15 protein-coding genes are annotated in these 15,196 nt (G+C 64.2%); 6 read left to right on the plus strand and 9 right to left on the minus strand.

What is annotated here, in order from left to right; genetic code table 11:
* Positions 1–25: 25 nt before the first annotated feature.
* The 6 genes from V5F23_RS19985 to V5F23_RS20010 all read right to left on the minus strand — a co-directional run bounded on the left by V5F23_RS19985 (position 26) and on the right by V5F23_RS20010 (position 4,323).
* Positions 26–877 carry an alpha/beta hydrolase gene (locus V5F23_RS19985; protein ID WP_042732567.1) on the minus strand — a complete coding sequence of 284 codons (852 nt, stop codon included), beginning with the start codon at positions 875–877 and terminating at the stop codon, positions 26–28.
* Positions 874–1,668: an alpha/beta hydrolase gene (locus V5F23_RS19990; RefSeq protein WP_042732568.1), complete on the minus strand. Its 795-nt coding sequence runs from the start codon at positions 1,666–1,668 to the stop codon at positions 874–876. Before V5F23_RS19990 ends, V5F23_RS19985 begins: the two co-directional genes overlap by 4 nt.
* Before the next feature lie 151 nt (positions 1,669–1,819).
* A complete protein-coding gene (locus tag V5F23_RS19995; RefSeq protein WP_042732569.1) occupies positions 1,820–2,263 on the minus strand; it encodes a hotdog fold thioesterase in 444 nt (147 codons plus the stop codon).
* A gap of 209 nt (positions 2,264–2,472) precedes the next feature.
* Complete coding sequence (gene sixA, locus V5F23_RS20000) at positions 2,473–2,925, minus strand: phosphohistidine phosphatase SixA (RefSeq protein ID WP_042732570.1); 453 nt, start codon at positions 2,923–2,925, stop codon at positions 2,473–2,475.
* On the minus strand, positions 2,922–3,269 hold the full coding sequence (locus V5F23_RS20005) for a DUF4389 domain-containing protein (protein WP_042732571.1): 348 nt from the start codon (positions 3,267–3,269) through the stop codon (positions 2,922–2,924). Before V5F23_RS20005 ends, sixA begins: the two co-directional genes overlap by 4 nt.
* Positions 3,270–3,297: 28 nt before the next feature.
* Entirely contained in the window at positions 3,298–4,323 is a 1,026-nt protein-coding gene (locus V5F23_RS20010) for an NAD(P)H-dependent glycerol-3-phosphate dehydrogenase (protein WP_047736449.1), read from the minus strand.
* 199 nt (positions 4,324–4,522) lie between these two features.
* Here V5F23_RS20010 and V5F23_RS20015 point away from each other — a divergent pair, with 199 nt between their 5' ends.
* The 5 genes from V5F23_RS20015 to fabB all read left to right on the plus strand — a co-directional run bounded on the left by V5F23_RS20015 (position 4,523) and on the right by fabB (position 11,464).
* A complete protein-coding gene (locus V5F23_RS20015) occupies positions 4,523–6,649 on the plus strand; it encodes a TonB-dependent receptor (protein ID WP_042732865.1) in 2,127 nt (708 codons plus the stop codon).
* A complete protein-coding gene (locus V5F23_RS20020) occupies positions 6,650–7,582 on the plus strand; it encodes an ABC transporter substrate-binding protein (RefSeq protein WP_047736450.1) in 933 nt (310 codons plus the stop codon). It begins immediately after the preceding gene.
* A complete protein-coding gene (locus V5F23_RS20025; RefSeq protein WP_338496245.1) occupies positions 7,579–9,480 on the plus strand; it encodes an ATP-binding protein in 1,902 nt (633 codons plus the stop codon). The genes V5F23_RS20020 and V5F23_RS20025 overlap by 4 nt, the downstream gene beginning before the upstream one ends.
* Before the next feature lie 236 nt (positions 9,481–9,716).
* Positions 9,717–10,232, plus strand: a complete 516-nt coding sequence (fabA, locus tag V5F23_RS20030; RefSeq protein ID WP_003204400.1) for a 3-hydroxyacyl-[acyl-carrier-protein] dehydratase FabA — start codon at positions 9,717–9,719, stop codon at positions 10,230–10,232.
* 11 nt (positions 10,233–10,243) lie between these two features.
* Positions 10,244–11,464, plus strand: coding sequence for a beta-ketoacyl-ACP synthase I (gene fabB / locus V5F23_RS20035; RefSeq protein WP_042732937.1), 1,221 nt, complete (start codon positions 10,244–10,246; stop codon positions 11,462–11,464).
* A 222-nt stretch (positions 11,465–11,686) separates the two neighbouring features.
* On the opposite strand, the gene V5F23_RS20040 is transcribed toward fabB, so the two are convergent.
* Both V5F23_RS20040 and V5F23_RS20045 read right to left on the minus strand, forming a co-directional pair.
* Entirely contained in the window at positions 11,687–12,151 is a 465-nt protein-coding gene (locus V5F23_RS20040; protein WP_042732938.1) for a DUF3859 domain-containing protein, read from the minus strand.
* Positions 12,152–12,243: 92 nt separating this feature from the next.
* On the minus strand, positions 12,244–13,236 hold the full coding sequence (locus tag V5F23_RS20045; RefSeq protein WP_162489264.1) for an amidohydrolase family protein: 993 nt from the start codon (positions 13,234–13,236) through the stop codon (positions 12,244–12,246).
* A 142-nt stretch (positions 13,237–13,378) separates the two neighbouring features.
* On the opposite strand from V5F23_RS20045, the gene V5F23_RS20050 reads away from it, so the two are divergent.
* Entirely contained in the window at positions 13,379–14,239 is an 861-nt protein-coding gene (locus V5F23_RS20050) for a pirin family protein (protein ID WP_338496247.1), read from the plus strand.
* A gap of 159 nt (positions 14,240–14,398) precedes the next feature.
* On the opposite strand, the gene V5F23_RS20055 is transcribed toward V5F23_RS20050, so the two are convergent.
* Positions 14,399–15,127: a dienelactone hydrolase family protein gene (locus V5F23_RS20055; RefSeq protein WP_042732021.1), complete on the minus strand. Its 729-nt coding sequence runs from the start codon at positions 15,125–15,127 to the stop codon at positions 14,399–14,401.
* Between the last annotated feature and the right edge of the window lie 69 nt (positions 15,128–15,196).

Consider the following 15,196-nt stretch of genomic DNA (forward strand, 5'->3'; position numbering starts at 1 on the left):
AGCCTCGACAGTTGCCCGGCGCAAGTCAAGAAACGCTGAAGAACCGATTGAAACAGTCTGCTACAAGCGCGGCGCCGCCTTCGTCATTCAGGTGCAAATGATGGCCGCCCGGCAACTGCTCATGACTGAAGGGTAGACGCTCCAGCAACTCCGGGTGCCGGGCCAGCATGCCGTCGGCCGCCACCACCAGGTGCGCGGGACAGGCGACCCGTGCCACGAACGCCATGGCCTGCTCGTCGGTCAGGCGCAGCGGCGATGGCAAGGTCAGGCGGTTGTCGGTGCGCCACGTGTAGCCACCAGGCACCGGCATCAGTCCGCGCTGGGCCAGCAGCTCGGCCGCCTCGCGACTGACCGCCACCAGGCCTTTCATGCGTGCCTCGATGGCCCGGTCGAGGGTTTTGTAGACCGGTTTGCGTTTGTGCTGCAAATCCATTTGCGCTTGCAGGGCCATGCCCATGCGTTCGGCCGCGCCATCGCCCTGGGCGGTGGGCGGGATGACGCCGTCGATCAGCCCCAGGTGCGTCACCCGCTCCGGCAAGGCGCCGGCCAGCACCAGCGAAACAATGGCGCCCATGGAGTGCCCCAACAGGGCGAAACGTTTCAAGCCCAGTTGTTCGGCGACGTGCAGCACGTCATGGGCATAGTCCCAGAGCGCGTAACCGGCACCGGCCGGCCGATGCCCGGAATGACCATGGCCGGCCATGTCCAGGGCGATGACCCGCAAGCCCGCCAGCCGCGGGGCCAGCCGGGCGAAACTGTTGGCGTTGTCCAGCCAGCCGTGCAGGGCGATCACCGGACGGCCCTCTTCCGGGCCGAACAGGTGGGCTGCCAACTCGATATGCGGCAGGCTCAGGCGGACCTCTTCGACCGTGCTCATGGGCGATGCCCCTGCCAACGCTGGAACAGGTCCTTGAGCAGGTTGGCCGTGTCTTGCGGCCGCTCCAGGGGGAACATATGGCCGCCGGGCATGCTCAGGGCTTCGCCATGGGGCATGCGCCGCACCGATCGAGTGTGATGGCGCATCACCACGCGACTCTGCCGGCCACGCACCACTGCCAGCGGCACCTGGAGCGTGCGGGGCCGGCCCGGGCTGGTGTGCGGCACGCCGCGATAGATGCTGATTTCCGTGGCCGGGTCGAAGCGCAGCCGCAAGCGGTCGCCCACCGGCTGCAGGCCGTGTTGCAGGTAAGCGTCAAAGCAATCCGGGTCGAAGCCGCGGAACAGCGTCTTGCCGGCGAAATACTGCCGCGCCGAGGCCAGGTCGGCGAACTCCTCGCGCCGGCCCAGGGTCCGGCCGGCTGGGGTCAGGCGATCGATGAAGCCCAGGCGCTTGGCGGCCAGGATCACCCACCGGTCGGTGCGGGTCAGCACCGGCGAATCGAGCATGACCACGCCTCGGTACAAGTGCGGGCATCGCAACGCCGCGTGCAGGTGCAGCACGCCACCCAGAGAATGGCCGACACCCCATACCGGCGCCGGTTGGCGTTCCAGGTGATGGATCAATTCGTCCACCAGGTTGTGCCAGTTGTCGTCCACCGGAAAGCGCGGATCGTGGCCGTGCAGCTCCAGGTGCGCGACCTCGTACTGCGGCGCCAGCGCGGCGAACAGCTTGCCGTAGGTGGCCGAGGGGAAACCGTTGGCGTGGGCGAAAAATACCTGTTGCGACATGACAGCCGATCCATTGGGGGAACTGGCACCGATTCTGCGCACAAGCCCCCGACGCGGCAATGACCGTAACTGCCAGGAATGATGACAGTCGAGCTTGGGCTATAGACAGAAGCTGCAAGCCTCAAGTTGATAGCTTGCAGCTCCCAGCGCTTCACCGCGCCGGCGGTTGCTCGCCGAGCGGCACCACCGCCATGGTCAGGCGCGATACGCAGTTGAGCTTGCCGTCGTCGTTGGTCAAGCGGATGTCCCAGACCTGCGTGGTGCGGCCCAGGTGGACCATCCGTGCCGTGGCGGTGACCCGTCCGCTGCGCACGCCACGCAGGTGGTTGGCGTTGATCTCCAGGCCCACGCAGTAGAACTTGCTGGTGTCCACGCACAGGTAAGCGGCCATGGACCCGACCGTCTCGGCCAACACCACCGACGCGCCGCCATGCAGCAGGCCGAAGGGTTGGTGGGTGCGGTGATCGACCACCATGCTCGCGGTCAGGGACTCGTCGTCGAACGACTCGAAACGAATGTCGAGCACTTCGCTGATGGTGTTTTTACCGGCGGCGTTGAGTTGTTCGAGGTTGGGGGTGTTGCGCCACAGACTCATCGTGTTCATTCCTTTATCGTTGTTATTGTGGCCGCTTGCATTTCGTACACAGCCTAGGCTCTGTCTGAAAAGCCTTGATACTCGTTCATGCTGCGTTGAAAACCGGCTCGGAATGCTCATTTACTCCAGTAAAGTCGAGCGCGACCCCGGCCGTTCCTCGCCGGTTTTCGCCTTGCCTGACCTTCGTCTCAAGACTTTTCAAACACAGCCTAGGGGTGCCGCAGGGCCTTGAGCGTCATCGCCCCGGCCAGCGGCAGGTCGCCTTCCAGTTCGGCCAGGCCGGCGGTCTGCACCTGTTCGGGTTGTTGCAGGTGGCCGTGTTGCAGCAGGCCCAGCAGGCTGCCCACCAGCGGGTTGTGGCTGACCAGCAGCACCGGGGCCTGGTCCGCCAGGTGTTCCAAAACCTTTTGCGGCCGTGTCTCCGGCGTGAGCCAGTTGACCGTGATCAGCTGCGGCTCGAACCCCAGCGCTTGGCGCACCAGTTGCGCGGTCTGCTGGGCACGCCGGTACGGGCTGACGTAAATGGCCGCCAACGGCTGGCCGATCAGGTGCGCGGCACTGTGCAGCACTTGCTCGCGCCCGTGTTCGGTCAGGGCCCGCTCGGGATCGGGACAGTTGCCGTAGGGCTCGGCCTCGCCATGACGCAATACCCAGAGTTTCATAGCTTGGGCTCTTCGTCCCGGACCGGATGCGCGGCCGGCGCCACGACGTGCGGCGCTTCACCTTCGGGCGTGCGCGGAGTGGGCCAATCGGCGAACGGCCATGGCTTCTGGTCGCTGTGGAAAGTGCCAAAACGGCCGATCTGCGCCAGGAACTGGCTCAGGCTGTCACCGAAATTCATCAGGCTGGCGCTGGGCGCGCCGTAGATCAGCCGATAGATCAACTGCACCAGCACCACGGCGCCCAGGATGAACTGCGCCACCTGCCAGACCAGCAGGTAGATCACCATCCACAGCACACGCAGCAGGATGGATTCGTATTGGGGTTGTCCTTTCGGATCGTTCATGGCTCGCTCCTGCTTGCGGTCAAAAGACTCAGTTGAAACCGCTGGTGGAAATGAAATCGACGTCGGTCTTCGGCTCGCCGCGCATCAGCAATTCGATCACCTGTTCCAGCGTACGCCCCTCGAACAGAATTGCATGCAACCCGGCCACCAGCGGCATGTACACCCCGGCCTCCTGGGCCTTGGCCTTGAGCACCTTGAGGGTGTTGACCCCCTCGGCCACTTCGCCCAGGCGCGAGACGGCTTCTTCAAGGCTCAGGCCCTGGCCAAGGGCAAACCCGACCTGATAGTTGCGGCTCTTGGGTGACGAACAGGTGACGATCAGATCGCCGACCCCGGCCAAGCCCAAAAACGTCATCGGGTTGGCGCCCTGGCTGACGGCAAAGCGGGTCATTTCCGCCAGCGCCCGGGTGATCAGCATGCTCTTGGTGTTCTCGCCCATGCCCAGCGCCACCGCCATGCCGGCGATGATCGCATAGACGTTCTTCAGCGCCCCGCCCAGCTCCACGCCAAAGCGATCGGCACTGGCATAGACGCGAAAGGTGCGGCCATGGAGCGCAGCCTGGACCTGCTGGCACAGCGCTTCGTCTTCACTGGCCACCACCGTCGCGGTGAGCGCGTGTTCGGCGATCTCGCGCGCCAGGTTCGGCCCGGAAATCACCCCGATGCGGGCCTTGGGGGCGATGTCTTCGAGAATCTCGCTCATCAGCTTGAACGTCTGCGCCTCGATGCCCTTGGTCAGGCTCACCAACGACTTGCCGCTCAGGCGTTCAGCGTGGGGCGCCAGGACCGCGCGCAAGGCGCTGGACGGCAAGGCGACGAAAAACAGCTCGCTGTCGTCGAGGGTCGCCTGCAAGTCGGTGACCGGTTCCACTTCCGGGCGGATCTTGATGCCCTTGAGGTAACGCGGGTTCTCGCGGTTGACCCGGATGGCCTCGGCCTGCTCCGGGTCACGCATCCATTGGCGCACCGGGTGGCCATTCTCGGCCAGCAGGTTGGCCACGGCGGTTCCGAAGCTCCCGCCTCCCAGGACCGCAATCGGGCGCTGATCAGTCATATGCAATCCGTTCATCCATACCAAGTGGCAATGCGGGGCATTATACGGAGCGGCCGCAGCGCGACCAGCCCCGGCAACAATTACCGACGACTGTAGGAAGCTGACCATCAATTCCTAGGAAAATGCTGTCAACGTGAATGGAAAAGTCGTTCAGCTCAGTTACCATGCGCGCCATTCTCCTATTATCAAAGGCTGCACCGTGCCCGTTGGCCCTTCCCGCTCCGGTTCGACCCTGCTATTGGCGCTGATCATCAGCCCGCCAGTGCTGGGCGACGACCTGTTCGTGGACAGCCAGCCCCTGCCCCAGGTGCTGACGGCCACCCGGCTCAAGCAATCGCCGGCGGCCGTGCCCGGCAGCATGACCGTGCTCGACAGCGAATTGATCAAGGCCAGCGGCGCCCGCGATATCAGCGAGCTGCTGCGGCTGGTGCCGGGCATGATGGTCGGCAACATCAGCGGCAACCAGGCCGCCGTGAACTACCACGGCACCAACGCCAGCGAAGCCCGGCGCATGCAGGTGCTGATCGACGGCCGCTCGGTGTACCGCGCCGGCCTGGCCACCGTGGACTGGAGCGACATTCCGGTGGCCATGGAAGACATCGAGCGGATCGAAGTCTTCCGGGGGCCCAACACCGTCAGCTACGGCGCCAACGCGCTGATGGCCGTGGTCAACATCATCACCCGCGCCCCGGCCGACAGCCACGGCACCCGCCTGAAGATCACGCGCGGCCAGCGCGGCATCAGCGACTGGTACGCCAGCCAGGGCAGCGGTTGGGAAGGCGGCGACCTGCGCCTGTCGTTGTCCGGCCAGGAAGACGACGGTTTCGACAGTGACCGCAACGGGGCCGACTACCGCGACAGCCGTCGCCTGGAGCGCTTCAACCTGTCGGTCAGCCAGACCCTGGACGAACGACAGAGCATCGACTGGCAATTGAACGCCAAGGACGGCACCAACCAGCGGCCCTACACCTACCACCCGGTGTTTGCCGGGATCACCGCCGCTGGGGATAACTCCGACGTCATCGCCAAGGACTACGCCGGTTCGCTGCGCTGGAACCTCGACTTGGACCCCGACCACAGCCTTTATGTACAAGGCTCGATCCAGCACTGGGATCGCCAGCAGACCTGGCGGGCCTGTGACGCCGAAGTCTCCTTCAGCCCGCAACTGACCGACCTGTGGCAGCTCAACCCCAACTACGCCGAGAAGCTGGCGCGCAACATGCCGTCCTTCACCCGCACCGGCGCGCCACCCGGCGGCACGCCGCAGGAACAGGCACTGGCCAACCAGGTGATCGACCAGTGGCGCAACGGCGCCTCGCAAACCCTGTGCGGGGACATCGACCAGAGCACCCGTGAATCGCGCTACGACCTGGAAATCCAGGACACCCTGAGCCTGTCCGACAGCCTGCGACTGGTGACCGGGGCGAATTACCGCTACGACCGGGCCGACTCCGAGACGTACTTCAACGGCACGCTGGACGACACCACCTGGCGCCTGTTCGGCCAACTCGAATGGCGGGCCAGCGAACACTGGCTGCTGCAGGGCGGCGCCATGTTCGAGGACGCGCGCCTGACCGGCAGCTCGCTGACGCCCCGGGTGGCCGTCAACTACCTGATCACCCCGCGCCATGGCCTGCGCGCGGTCTACTCCGAAGCCGTGCGCTCGCCGGACATGTTCGAGAACAACGTCAACTGGAGCTACCAGGTCACCAATCTGCAGCCGTCCGCCTTCGGCCAGCGCAGCGCCCGCTATTTCGTCGTGACCCGTGGCCCGGGCAACCTGGAACAGGAACACATGCGTTCCCGGGAGCTGGGCTACAACGGCTATTTCATGGACCTGGGCCTGACTGTCGACGTCAAGCTGTTCCACGACGAAATCACCGGCATGATCAGCGAACCGCTGCGCAACAACCAATACATCGCCAGCAACAGCAACCAGTCACAGTTCTCCGGGGCTGAAACCCAGTTCGACTGGCGCATGACCGGCGCCGACCGCTTGCGTCTGACCTACGCCTACGTCGACGCCCAGGCGAGCAACCCCCTCGATGAGCAACTGACCGCCCGCAACAGCGGTTCGGCCGGCTGGCTGCGGGACTGGGGCCAGGGCTGGAACAGCGCGGTGTTCTATTACGCCGCCAACGCCCTGGACGGCTACCGCTTCGAACGGGTCGACACGCGGGTCGCCCGGCGCATTCCCCTGGGCAAGGCCAGCCTGGAATTGGCGGGCACCCTGCAACAGCGCCTGGACGACGAACCGACCACGTTCGTCGACAACCGCTACGATTCCCGCCATGTGCTGTATTTCAGCGCAGAGTTGTCCTTCTAAATGTGCCGGGCCCCTGCACGAAGGACGCCATTGCGTGGCTGCCGAAGGCTGGCGCTGGGGCTGTTGCTCATGGTCGGGCTGACGGCGATCCAGGCCCGGGCCGCCGAGATCGTGCTCACCGGCGCCGAGGACAGCCCCGGCGTGCAGTCCTTTACCCAGGCCCTGAAAGCCCTGCGTCCGGAAGACAGTGTGCGATTCACGCCGCTGGCCAGCCTGCCGACGCCCGATAAGCTGCCCGCCAATGTCCGCCTGGTCCTGCTCGACCTGCCCAGCCTGGACTGGCGCCTGCAAGACACCCGCGGGCCGGCCACACTGGTTCTGCGCATCAGCCGGCTGCAAGCCCGCGACCGCCTGGGCGAGGCAACGCCCAATCACCTGAGCCTGCTATGGAGCGACCCGCCGGTGGCGCGGCAGTTGCGCCTGATCCGCGCGATCCTGCCGCAGTTGCGTCGGGTCGGCGTGCTGTACGACGGGCACAGCGAGTTTTTGCTCAACGACATCCGCCAGGCCGCCGCGCCGCTGGGCCTGGAGATCGTCACCGAACGCTGGGACGACACCGCTGACAGCCGCCCCCTGCAAAACCTGCTGGGCCAGAGCGACGTGCTGCTGGGCCTCGACGACCCCGACCTGTACAACCCCAAGACCGTGAAAAACCTGTTGCTCAGCAGCTACGCCCGGCAACGACCGTTGATCGGCCCCAGCGCCGCCTTCGTCAAGGCCGGCAGCCTGGCGAGCACCTACAGCGACCAGGACGACTGGCTGGCGATCCTCGACGAACTGCTCGATCGCCCCGCCACGACCTGGCCGCGCACGTTGTACCCGGCCCGTTTCAAAGTCCTGGGCAACCGCCAGGTCACCCGCTCGCTGGGGATCGAACCGATTGATGCCGAATCCGTCGCTGCAACGTTGGCCGAAGGAGAACACCGCCCATGACCTTGCGTCGCCGTTGGGACATCAACACCCGCACCCAGCTCATCGCCCTCGGCCCGGCGTTGCTGCTGACCGTCCTGTTGATCAGCTTCTTCACCTTCGTGCGGATCCAGGACTTGCGCCAGGAACTCAATCACACCGGGCAACTGATCGCCAACCAACTGGCGCCGGCCACGGAGTATGGCGTCATTTCCGGTAACAACGATGTCCTCGAAAGCTTGCTCACGGCGACCCTGGCGACGCCCCACGTGCGCTTTCTCGAAGTGCAGGACAGCACCGGCAAGGTGCTGGTGTACGTCGAACAACCCGAGCAGGCCCGCAGCCACTCCCAGCAGATCGAGGTCTTCCAGTCCCCGGTGCGCCTGCAACGCATCACACTGAACAATGACTTCCTGCAGGGCAACAGCACATCCGTCGAGGCGCCGGTGGAGGATTACCTGGGCCGAGTGATCGTCGGCATGTCCAGCGACGCCTTCAGCCAGCGGCAACAGGAGATCCTGTTCAAGGCGGCGATCCTGGCGCTGTTCGCCCTGCTGTTCACCTTCCTGGTGGCACGCCGCCTGGCGACCGACCTGTCGCAGCCGATCCGTGACATCGGCAACGCGGTCAAAGCCATCCAGCAAGGGGACTACAGCACCCCGCTGCCCGTCGTCGACGACGCGGAACTGGGGGCCTTGTCACGGCACATCAACAACCTGGCCGACGGCCTGGAGCAAGCCAGCCGGGAACAGCACCAGACCATCGCGCAACTGATCCAGACCCGTGAGGAAGCGGAAAAAGCCAACAGCGCCAAGTCCGAGTTCCTGGCGATGATGAGCCATGAATTGCGCACGCCCATGAACGGCGTGCTGGGCATGCTGCAACTGTTGGAAACCACCCGCCTGAGCGACGAGCAGCACGAGTACACGACCCTGGCGTCGGAGTCCACCGAGCACCTGCTCAAGGTGATCAACGACATCCTCGACTTCTCGCGCATCGAACGCTCGGCCCTGGAACTGGAACACATTGCGTTCAACCTGGCGGAACTGGTGGGCAGTTGCGCCCAGTCGTTCCAGCACAGCGCCGCACAACGCCAGCTGGGCCTGGAGTTGCTGATTCCCGAGGACATGCAGGCCTTGCAGGTCCAGGGCGATCCGACGCGCATACGCCAGATCCTGGTGAACCTGATCGGCAATGCCCTGAAGTTCACCGAGCAAGGCCAAGTGACCGTGCAATGCCAGTGGCAGGCCCTCGACCACGAGCTGCTGTGGTTCACCTGCACCGTGCGCGACAGCGGCATCGGGATTGCCGCCGAGACCCTGGAGCGCATGTTCGACGCCTTCCAGCAGGCCGACAGCTCGATTTCCCGGCGCTACGGCGGCACCGGCCTCGGTCTGCCGATCGCCCGCACCCTGGCCGAACGCATGGGCGGGACGCTGCGCGCCCAGAGCGAGGAAGGCCACGGCTCGGTGTTCACCCTGGAGATCCCGCTGGCGCTGTCGCGGCAGACGCCGCCGGTGCTGGCGGCGCAGCAGCCGGCCGACAAAGGCGACGGCGCGGGCCGCAACATCCTGCTGGTGGAGGACAACCCGGTGAACCAGACCGTCACCCAGGCCATGCTGCGCAGCCTGGGCTTCACCGTCAGTGTCGCCACCGACGGCGCCCAGGCCGTGCGCAGTGCCGAAAGCCAGGCATTCGAGGCGATCCTCATGGATTGCCGGCTGCCGATCATCGATGGCTACGAGGCCACGCGCCAGATCCGCCGGTTGCCGGGGCGCGACGCAGTACCGATCATCGCCCTGACCGCCAACGCCTTGCAGGGCGACCGCGAAGCCTGCCTGGCCGCCGGCATGAACGACTACCTGGCCAAGCCGTTCAAACGGATTGACCTGCAGCAGATTCTGCAGCGCTGGGTGGGCTAGGACCATCTGCGACTGGCGTGAAAGGCGAAAGTGCGGCAGTCTTAGGCACCCGAACATGCCTCGATTGGGGCTTGAATAAAAATTTCAGTGCACAGGTGTACATTCATTTCCCGTGTGCTGTGACTTTCACTACAACGCAATAGTCTATGAGTAGGCTGTCGATTCGAGGCATGACCGCTTCGATCGACCGGGAAGATTTGCCCCACCCTGCCGCAGGGGACTATTGAGGAGCTCGCATGACCAAACAAAACGCCTTTACCCGGGAAGATCTGCTGCGCTGCAGTCGCGGTGAGCTGTTCGGCCCAGGTAACGCGCAACTGCCCGCCCCGAACATGCTGATGGTGGATCGCATCACCCATATCAGCGAAGAGGGTGGCAAGTACGGCAAAGGTGAATTGGTCGCCGAGCTGGATATCACTCCGGACCTGTGGTTCTTCGCCTGCCATTTCGAAGGCGATCCGGTGATGCCGGGCTGCCTGGGCCTCGATGCCATGTGGCAACTGGTCGGTTTCTTCCTCGGCTGGCAGGGTCTGCCGGGCCGTGGTCGCGCCCTGGGTTCGGGCGAAGTGAAGTTCTTTGGTCAGGTCCTGCCGACCGCGAAGAAAATCACCTATAACATTCATATCAAACGCGTCCTCAAGGGCAAGCTGAACATGGCCATTGCCGATGGTTCGGTGGCCGTGGACGGGCGCGAGATCTACACCGCCGAAGGCCTCCGGGTTGGCGTTTTCACCTCCACTGACAACTTCTAAGGGTTATCCGCATGCGCCGCGTCGTTATCACTGGTCTGGGCATCGTTTCGTGCCTGGGCAATGACAAAGAGACCGTCACCGCTAACCTGCGTGCAAGTCGCCCTGGCATCCGGTTCAACCCGGAATACGCCGAAATGGGTCTGCGTAGCCAGGTTTCCGGCTCCATTGACCTCAATCTCGAAGAACTGATCGATCGCAAGATCTACCGTTTCGTCGGCCACGCGGCGGCCTACGCCTACCTGGCCATGAAGGACGCCATCGCTGACTCCGGACTGACCGACGAGCAGGTGTCCAACGTGCGTACCGGCCTGATCGCCGGCTCCGGCGGTGCATCGACCCTGAACCAGATGGAAGCGCTGGACATCCTGCGCGAAAAAGGCGTCAAGCGCGTGGGCCCGTACCGCGTCACCCGCACCATGGGCAGCACCGTTTCGGCGTGCCTGGCCACCCCGTTCAAGATCAAGGGCCTGAACTACTCGATCTCCTCGGCCTGCGCCACCAGTGCCCACTGCATCGGCACCGCCATGGAGCAGATCCAGATGGGCAAGCAGGACATCGTGTTCGCCGGCGGCGGTGAAGAAGAACATTGGAGCCAGTCGTTCCTGTTCGACGCCATGGGCGCCCTGTCCAGCCAGTACAACGACACGCCGGACAAAGCCTCCCGCGCCTACGACGCCAAGCGTGACGGTTTCGTCATCGCCGGCGGTGGCGGCATGGTGGTGGTCGAGGAGCTGGAACACGCCCTGGCCCGTGGCGCGAAGATCTACGCCGAAATCGTGGGCTACGGCGCCACGTCCGACGGCTACGACATGGTCGCGCCAAGCGGTGAAGGCGCCATCCGCTGCATGCAGATGGCCATGTCCACCGTAGACACGCCAATCGACTACCTGAACACCCACGGCACCTCGACCCCGGTCGGCGACGTCGCGGAAATGAAAGGTGTGCGCGAAGTGTTCGGCGACAAGGCCCCGGCCATCAGCTCCACCAAGAGCCTGTCGGGTCACTCCCTGGGCGCCGCTGGCGTTCACGAAGCGATCTACTGCCTGCTGATGATGGAAGGCAAATTCATGGCCGGCTCGGCCAACATCGACGAACTGGATCCGGAAGTGGCCGACATGCCAATCCTGACCAAGACGCGCGAAGACGCCACCATCGACACCGTGATGAGCAACAGCTTCGGCTTCGGCGGCACCAACGCCACCCTGGTCCTCAAGCGCTGGCAGGGCAAGTAAGCCCCACCGCTACATCACACAGGAAAACGCCCCGACTGGTTCGGGGCGTTTTTTTATGCCGGCTGAACGCAGCGCAGTCCCGCTGTGGGAAGGGTGCATTCACAGCGATTCCCTGTGGGAGCGGGCTTGCTCGCGAAAGCGGTGCATCAGCTACAGACAGGCTGGCTGACACTCCGCCTTCGCGAGCAAGCCCGCTCCCACACTCCAATAGATGAATGGGTATCAGCGCACCACGAACCGCTGCTGGGTCAACAACCGATCCCCTTGGAACACCATGAACCGCCACTCCCCCGGCACCACCTCATGGCTTTCGGTGAACTCATAGGCCATAACATCCTGTGGCGCACCAGGCACCAGCTTCTGCACGACTTCGAATTTGTCGTGACGCACGCCATCGGGGGTGCGGATCCCCGGAGTGAAGTACAGGAGCGTCAATGGCTGGTCATCCGCGACCTTGCCCGCCAACTGGTAACGCATGCCGAACTTGGTGCCCAGCTTGGCCGGTACGCTCTCGGTCTGGCGGATCTGCTCGTTGCTGCGACGCAGGACCCGCTCCCCCGATTGCAGTTCGGCCTTGGGCCCTTCGAACACGCCGTATTCCACCGGGCCTTCGACACGGACTTCGGCCTGCGCCAGGCCGCAGGTCAACAACAGCGCGACCAGTGCGCTTGAACGGGTGAGGTGCATAGTGCGCTCCTTGATTGAGATGAGCGCGAGGGTATGACGCCGTGGTGACAGGCTGATGACAAAAAGTCATTCTCCATTGCTACAACGCTTGCTCATTTGGGGACGGAGCGCGGCAACACCGCCAGGAAATTATCCCGCGCCACCTTCCTGGCCACGTCTTCCGGCAAGGCATCCAGGAACGGGTCGAAACTGCGCAGCTCCTTGCCCACCTTGTTGAAACGGCCCACCACGTCCGACCCCACCATGAACCGCTCTGGAAAACGCTCTACCAGCTCCACCCAGGCCTGACGGGGCTTGCCTGTCTCGTCCAGCAGATACGGCGTGAGCAGGCTCCAGGACAAGTCGATGTACAGGTTCGGGTAGGATTCCAGCAGCCGGGTCAGGGTCGGCAGGAGAAAATCCAACTGCTTCTGGTGTCGATGGATTTCCTTGCTGGTGCCGGCGTGGGCCCAGATGAAGCGCGTGTGCGGGTGATTGCGCAGCGGCTCTTCGATTTCGGCCAGGTAAAGCGGATTTTTCTCACGCTTGGAGGTGATGTTCGAATGCAGCATCACCGGCAGGTCGTTCTCGGCCGCCAGATGATAGATCCGTGTCATGGCCTCGTTGTTGGCGCGCGGCGTGTCGCCCGAGGTCAATGCCGTGAGGTCGTCATGGCGGGTGAACACTTCGCCGATGCCCTGCCACAGCCCCGGGTACAGGTCGAGCATGCGTTGGATGTGGGCGTCGGAATTCTTGTCGTTGGGGTTGAAGCCCGACAGGAACGGATGGAAATGCGGGCGTTGCTCGGCGGTCAGCTTGCTCACCGCCGCGGCCACGATCACATCGGTGGCGCTGTACCAGTAGGCGTCCGCATCGTCACCGGCGTAGTAGCGCGGGCGCTTGGGCTCGTCTTCGTGCCATTTCTTGGCCACCGGAATGCCGGAGATCATCACATGTTCGATGCGATTGTCGGCCATCGCCTGGAGCAGCTTGGGCATCCCGGCGGTTTCCTGGAAAAAATCGACATAGTGCAGGTGCGCATCGCTGTAGGCGTATTCGCGGGCCAAGACGGCGTTGCTGGACACCGCCAGCAACCCGGCAACCATCAGGCGGGACAAGGACACAGGCAGACTCCAAAGGCCATGAACAGCATAGACCCCTCTCGTCCCGCTCGGGTTCAGCCGCCTGTGCCGTGGAAGGCGATGGCGGGTTATGCTGCGAGCCTCCATTGCTCAACCTGGAAGCCCCATGACCGCCCCCTTGATCGTTCGCCCCCGCGCCGAAGATGTCGAAGGCCAGCCGATCCTGCGTCCGCTGCCGTCCGCCCAATGCCGCAGCGTCGGGCCCTTCGTGTTTTTCGACCACATGCTGCAGACCCACTACCCGGCCGGTACAGGCATGAACATTCGCCAACATCCCCACATCGGCCTGTCCACCCTCACCTACCTGTTCGAGGGCCAGTTACAGCACAAGGACAGCCTTGGCTCCGACCAGGTGGTGAACGCCGGGGATGTCAGCTGGATGACCGCCGGCAGCGCCATCGCCCATGTCGAACGCACTCCCGCCCCGTTGCTGGCCAGTGGTTTCAGCCTCCACGGCCTGCAAGTCTGGCTGGCTTCGCCCAAGGCCCACGAACAGGGCCCCGGGCACTACAGCCATCATCCGGCGCACAGCCTGCCGGTCAGCGACAACCTGGGTGTGCGCATCCGCATGATCGCCGGCTCGGGTTTCTGCCTGGAGTCGCCAGTGCCGGTGCTGTCACCGACGCTGTATGCCGAACTGAACCTGCAAACCGCGACGACCCTGCTGATCCCCACCGAACATGAGGAGCGGGCACTGTATGTGTTGAGCGGCGAGGCGCTGCTGGACGGCGAGCCGCTGGAGCCCCATGCGCTGGTGATCCTGCCGGCCGGGCAAACAATGACCCTGTTCGCCGACAGCGACTGTCATGCCGTGCTGTTCGGCGGCACGCCGCTGGACGGGCCGCGACGGATGAACTGGAATTTCGTCTCCAGCGACCCGGCCCGCATCGATGAAGCCCGCCGGCGCTGGGCGGCCGGGGACTGGCCGACAGTGCCAGGGGAAAACGAGCGGATCGAGTTGCCCTGAATCCCATGTTGGATGTCAGGCCCCCTTCGCGAGCAAGCCCGCTCCCACAATGATCGAGCTACCCATACCGTGTGGGTAAGCACAGATCCAATGTGGGAGCGGGCTTGCTCGCGAAGGGGCCAGCCTTGACACTAAAAACGTGCCAAGCCGGGCACAACATCAGCCCTTGAACACTTCGTCCAGCAGGTTATGCATCGACCTGAACGCGCGAGCGGCAACCTTGGCGTTGTACATCATCTTACCCGGGACGTTGGCGTGAGGGTCGGTGAACGAATGCACCGCGCCGCCGTAGCTCAGCAGTTGCCAATCCACACCGGCAGCGGTCATTTCGTCTTCGAAGGCCGGCAGTTGCTCTTTCGGCACCAACGGATCGGCCGCGCCGTGCATCACCAGGACCGCGCCCTTGATATTGTGCGCATCCGCCGGGTTAGGCGTATCCAATGAGCCATGGAACGAGACGGCGGCCTTGAGCGGTGCACCGCTGCGGGCCAGTTCCAGGGCGCAGCAGCCACCGAAGCAGAAGCCGAACGCAGCCAGCCTGGACGTGTCGACCTGCGCCTCGCCCTGGCTTTGCAGTTGCTCGAACGCCGCTTGCATGCGCTTGCGCAGCAGGGCGCGATCATTCTTGAGGGGCATCATCGCCGCCCCGGCCTCGTCGGCATTGCCCGGGCGCACCGTCTGCCCATACAGGTCGGCAATCAATACCACGTAGCCATTGGCCGCCACCGACCGGGCGATCTCTTCGGCCCCTGCCCCCACGCCCATCCAATTGGGCGCCATCAACAACCCCGGACGCGAACCCTGTTGGCTGACGTCGAAGGCCAGGCGACCTTCATAGGTTTGGCCTTCGATCTGATAGACCAGCGGACGAACCGTTACCTGACTCATGATCCACTCCTTTCTAAATGGAACACCAGAAATGAAAAAACCCGCCGAAGCGGGTTTTTCCTGCACTGC

The sequence above is a fragment of the Pseudomonas sp. WP18 genome (assembly GCF_036689585.1).
GTDB lineage: Bacteria > Pseudomonadota > Gammaproteobacteria > Pseudomonadales > Pseudomonadaceae > Aquipseudomonas > Aquipseudomonas chlororaphis_E.

Excerpts from the sequence above, each read along its gene's own strand:
- V5F23_RS20005 (WP_042732571.1), bottom strand. The coding sequence starts at position 3,269 with ATGAACGATCCGAAAGGACAACCCCAATACGAATCCATCCTGCTGCGT.
- V5F23_RS20055 (WP_042732021.1), bottom strand. The coding sequence starts at position 15,127 with ATGAGTCAGGTAACGGTTCGTCCGCTGGTCTATCAGATCGAAGGCCAA.
- V5F23_RS20025 (WP_338496245.1), top strand. The coding sequence starts at position 7,579 with ATGACCTTGCGTCGCCGTTGGGACATCAACACCCGCACCCAGCTCATC.
- V5F23_RS20040 (WP_042732938.1), bottom strand. The coding sequence starts at position 12,151 with ATGCACCTCACCCGTTCAAGCGCACTGGTCGCGCTGTTGTTGACCTGC.
- V5F23_RS19990 (WP_042732568.1), bottom strand. The coding sequence starts at position 1,668 with ATGTCGCAACAGGTATTTTTCGCCCACGCCAACGGTTTCCCCTCGGCC.
- sixA (WP_042732570.1), bottom strand. The coding sequence starts at position 2,925 with ATGAAACTCTGGGTATTGCGTCATGGCGAGGCCGAGCCCTACGGCAAC.
- fabA (WP_003204400.1), top strand. The coding sequence starts at position 9,717 with ATGACCAAACAAAACGCCTTTACCCGGGAAGATCTGCTGCGCTGCAGT.
- V5F23_RS20020 (WP_047736450.1), top strand. The coding sequence starts at position 6,650 with ATGTGCCGGGCCCCTGCACGAAGGACGCCATTGCGTGGCTGCCGAAGG.
- V5F23_RS19995 (WP_042732569.1), bottom strand. The coding sequence starts at position 2,263 with ATGAGTCTGTGGCGCAACACCCCCAACCTCGAACAACTCAACGCCGCC.
- V5F23_RS20045 (WP_162489264.1), bottom strand. The coding sequence starts at position 13,236 with ATGGTTGCCGGGTTGCTGGCGGTGTCCAGCAACGCCGTCTTGGCCCGC.
- V5F23_RS20050 (WP_338496247.1), top strand. The coding sequence starts at position 13,379 with ATGACCGCCCCCTTGATCGTTCGCCCCCGCGCCGAAGATGTCGAAGGC.
- V5F23_RS20010 (WP_047736449.1), bottom strand. The coding sequence starts at position 4,323 with ATGACTGATCAGCGCCCGATTGCGGTCCTGGGAGGCGGGAGCTTCGGA.
- fabB (WP_042732937.1), top strand. The coding sequence starts at position 10,244 with ATGCGCCGCGTCGTTATCACTGGTCTGGGCATCGTTTCGTGCCTGGGC.
- V5F23_RS19985 (WP_042732567.1), bottom strand. The coding sequence starts at position 877 with ATGAGCACGGTCGAAGAGGTCCGCCTGAGCCTGCCGCATATCGAGTTG.